We start from the raw sequence: 2,494 nt of genomic DNA on the forward strand, positions 1-2,494 counted from the left end.
GTACAGCATCACCCGCGGTAATCGCAAAGCCTACCTGCATGTCGAGCAGTTCGACGCTTCGGCACCGCTGGGTGAGTTATTGCCGAGCTCCGCGACCTTGCTGCGTGAACTCAGGAGCACCGGTGAGCTCGATTTTTCCACGTTGAACAGCGTACCTGACGAGACCTGGCTACGCCTGATTTCTCGCGGACTGAATCTGGACACCACTTTGCGGGTCAGTATTTCCGGAGCGAACGCCGAAGCCTGGCGTCAGGCCCTGATTGGCCAGGGCGTGCGTGCCGCGCGGCTGGAAACCGGCAGTGCCGAAGGCTCTGGCCTGCACATCGAGCTATTGCGCTAGGCTGTACCGGGCGAGCGTGCACGCTGCGTTCGCCTACTCTTTTGCTGACTGACTTTTTCGAGACTTTTGATGATCAATAACGATCGCCTGTTGGTGCAGATCCTGCTCGTGGTGCTGTTCGGCGCGAGTTTCTGGGTGATGGCGCCGTTCTGGTCGGCGATGTTCTGGGGCGCGGTCCTGGCATTTGCCAGTTGGCCGCTGATGCGCTTGTTGACCCGTTGGCTCAATGGCCGCGAGTCTCTGGCGGCGGCATTGCTGACGCTGGGCTGGATGGTGCTGGTAGCGGCACCGCTGGTGTGGCTGGGTTTCAACCTTGCCGATCATGTGCGCGATGCCACGGCATTCATCAAGGATGCGCAGGTCGAGGGGCTACCCGAAGCACCGGTGTGGCTGGGTTCGATTCCCCTGGTGGGCGAGCGGCTGGTCGGGATCTGGAACAGCATCGATGAGCAGGGCGCGGCGATGATGATGTCGCTCAAGCCTTATCTGGGGCAGGTGGGTAACTGGTTGCTGGCGCGCAGCGCACAGATCGGCGGCGGTATTCTCGAACTGACCCTGAGCATCGTCTTCGTATTCTTTTTCTATCGCGACGGGCCGCGCCTGGCGGCGTTTGTCCACACGTTGCTGGAGCGGCTGATCGGTCAACGGGCCGGCTACTACATTGAACTGGTGGCGGGCACGGTACAGCGGGTGGTGAACGGTGTGATCGGCACCGCGGCGGCCCAGGCGATCCTGGCGCTGATCGGGTTCCTGATTACAGGCGTACCGGGTGCGTTGGTGCTCGGCATTGTGACGTTCATGCTCAGCCTGATCCCGATGGGCCCGCCGCTGGTATGGATTCCGGCGACCGCGTGGCTGGCCTGGAAAGGCGAGTACGGGATGGCCATATTCCTCGGGATCTGGGGCACATTCGTCATCAGCGGTGTCGACAACGTGCTCAAGCCGTACCTGATCAGCCGAGGCGGTAACTTGCCGCTGGTCATTGTGTTGCTTGGGGTGTTTGGCGGGTTGATTGCCTTTGGTTTTATCGGCCTGTTCATCGGCCCGACGTTGCTGGCGGTGGCCTACAGCCTATTGATCGACTGGAGCAAGACTCAGGCACGGGTTGAAGATCGCCGGCCCTGAAATTTGTATTCTGCTTGGGGCCTCTTGGTCGGAACGCTGCCCGGAGCAAGCCCGCTCCACACAGGTTCTGTTGCGGTATCAGGTGCATGTTGCGGTTGCCGAGGGTAGCGGGCCCAGGTGTTGCGGGCGTGTCGTGTATGTATCGAGCTCGACACATTCGCCTCGAGGGCTAGTCTTGCCGGAACCGTCTCGACGATTTACCGATCATCGGGTCCCGCAGCGGCGCTGGTTCCGCTACAATGCGCGCCGATTTCGACTTGCCTGAGAGCCCACTCATGTCCGCCTGCCAGACTCCTATCATCGTCGCCCTGGATTTCCCTACCCGTGACGCCGCACTGAAGCTGGCCGATCAGTTGGACCCGAAGCTGTGCCGGGTCAAAGTCGGTAAGGAACTGTTCACCAGCTGCGCCTCGGAAATCGTCGGCACCCTGCGCGACAAGGGTTTCGAAGTGTTCCTGGACCTCAAGTTCCACGACATCCCGAACACCACCGCGATGGCCGTCAAGGCGGCTGCGGAAATGGGCGTGTGGATGGTCAACGTGCATTGCTCCGGCGGTCTGCGCATGATGGCTGCGTGCCGTGAAGTGCTGGATCAGCGCAGCGGTCCGAAACCGTTGCTGATCGGCGTGACCGTGTTGACCAGCATGGAGCGTGAAGACCTGGCGGGCATCGGTCTGGACATCGAGCCCCAGGAGCAGGTACTGCGCCTGGCCGCTTTGGCGGAAAAAGCCGGGATGGATGGCCTGGTGTGCTCGGCCCTGGAAGCCCATGCCCTGAAAACGGCGCATCCGTCGCTGCAACTGGTGACCCCGGGGATTCGCCCGGCGGGCAGCGCCCAGGACGATCAGCGCCGCATCCTGACGCCACGTCAGGCGCTGGATGCCGGTTCCGACTATCTGGTGATCGGTCGTCCGATCAGCCAGGCGGCGGATCCGGCCAAGGCGCTGGCTTCGGTCGTGGCCGAACTCGCTTAAACACCGCTAAACCTGTGGGAGCAGCCGGTCGACGCTCGATTGCTCGCGATGAGGC

The 2,494-nt window shown here is 62.1% G+C and carries 3 protein-coding genes; all 3 read left to right on the top strand.

Annotated elements, in window-relative coordinates:
* A partial coding sequence (locus tag ACXRVY_RS23975) for a DUF4892 domain-containing protein (protein ID WP_458238425.1) occupies window positions 1-340 on the top strand: 340 nt, incomplete at its 5' end.
* Window positions 341-409: 69 nt separating this feature from the next.
* Window positions 410-1,465 (top strand): AI-2E family transporter, encoded by a 1,056-nt coding sequence (locus ACXRVY_RS23980; RefSeq protein WP_223459683.1) that lies wholly within the window; start codon window positions 410-412, stop codon window positions 1,463-1,465.
* 275 nt (window positions 1,466-1,740) lie between these two features.
* On the top strand, window positions 1,741-2,439 hold the full coding sequence (gene pyrF, locus ACXRVY_RS23985; protein WP_177413210.1) for an orotidine-5'-phosphate decarboxylase: 699 nt from the start codon (window positions 1,741-1,743) through the stop codon (window positions 2,437-2,439).
* The last annotated feature ends 55 nt before the right edge of the window (window positions 2,440-2,494 follow it).

This window comes from Pseudomonas sp. P5_A2_2, from assembly GCF_054177685.1.